1 protein-coding gene is annotated in these 1,548 nt (G+C 61.6%); it reads left to right on the forward strand.

Going from position 1 to position 1,548, the window contains the following annotated elements; translation table 11 throughout:
• Window positions 1-115 precede the first annotated feature (115 nt).
• On the forward strand, window positions 116-1,548 hold a 1,433-nt coding region (gene istA / locus AC1Q6D_RS33100), incomplete at its 3' end, for an IS21-like element ISPst3 family transposase (RefSeq protein WP_492574019.1).

Raw genomic sequence — 1,548 nt, forward strand, 5'->3', positions numbered from 1 at the left:
TGTTGCCGCTGACCGAAAACTGACCCAGTAGAGGCTGTTCTGCCGACTGAAAACTGACCCAGGTGTTCAACTGCTTCTGCTCAATTTTTGAGCAGGAGAACACAGGGTGATCAGTATGGAAATGATGGGCAAAATTCGCCGGATGTATTTCCGCGACAAGCTGTCGCTGCATGAGATAGCCAAGCGCACCGGGTTGGCGCGCAACACGATTCGCAAGTGGGTCAGAGCACCTGAGGCCAAGCCGCCGGTCTACCAACGCCGCGCGATCTTCAACAAACTCAGCCCTTTTCACGCCACGCTGGAGCAGGCGCTAAAAGCCGATTCGCTGCGGCCCAAGCAACAGCGGCGCAGTGCCAAGGCGCTGTTGGCGCAAATCAAAGCCGAAGGTTATGACGGTGGCTACAGCCAGCTCACCGCGTTTATCCGTGCCTGGCGAGGGGGACAGGGCAAGGCGTCGCAGGCCTTTGTGCCGCTGACCTTTGCTCTTGGCGAGGCGTTTCAGTTTGACTGGAGCGAGGAAGGCTTGCTGGTCGGCGGCATTTACCGGCGTATGCAGGTGGCACATCTGAAGCTGTGTGCCAGCCGTGCGTTCTGGCTTGTGGCGTATCCGAGCCAGGGCCATGAGATGTTATTTGACGCCCATACACGCTCGTTCGGCTCCTTGGGCGGCGTGCCGCGCCGGGGCATCTACGACAACATGAAGACCGCCGTCGACAAGGTCAATAAGGGCAAAGGCCGGGCGGTGAATGCGCGCTTTGCGGTGATGTGCGCGCATTACCTGTTCGATCCGGACTTCTGCAACGTCGCCGCTGGTTGGGAAAAGGGCATCGTTGAAAAGAACGTGCAAGACAGCCGCAGGCGTATCTGGCTAGACGCCCAGGACTGCCAGTTTCACTCCTTCGAGGAACTCAATGCCTGGCTGGGCCAGCGCTGCCGCGCGCTTTGGAACGAGCTGACGCACCCTCAATACAGCGGGCTGAGTGTGGCCGAAGTGCTGGAGTTGGAGCGCGCTGAACTGATGCCTGTGCCAGCGCCATTCGACGGTTACGTCGAGCGGCCTGCGCGGGTCTCCAGCACCTGCCTGGTCAGCGTCGGGCGCAACCGCTACTCGGTGCCGTGTGAGTATGCGGGTAAGTGGGTCAGCAGCCGTTTGTATCCGACGCGAATCGAGGTGGTGGCTGACGACGCGCTGATCGCCAGCCATGTCCGCTTGCTGGATCGCGACCAGGTCAGCTATGACTGGCAGCACTACCTCCCGCTGATCGAACGCAAGCCCGGTGCGCTGCGCAACGGCGCGCCCTTTGCTGATCTGCCGGCGCCGCTGCGTCAGCTTAAGCACGGTCTGGGGCGTCATGCCGGCGGTGACCGGATCATGGCGCAAGTTCTGGCTGCCGTACCGGTCGCCGGGCTCGATGCGGTGCTGGTGGCTGTTGAGCTGGTACTGGAAAGCGGCAGCCTGAGCGCCGAACACATCCTCAATGTCGTGGCGCGCCTGGCCGCGACCGAACCACCACCCAGCGTCGAAACCCACTTGTCGCTCAAGGAAGC

Source organism: Pseudomonas sp. MT92, from assembly GCF_058792515.1.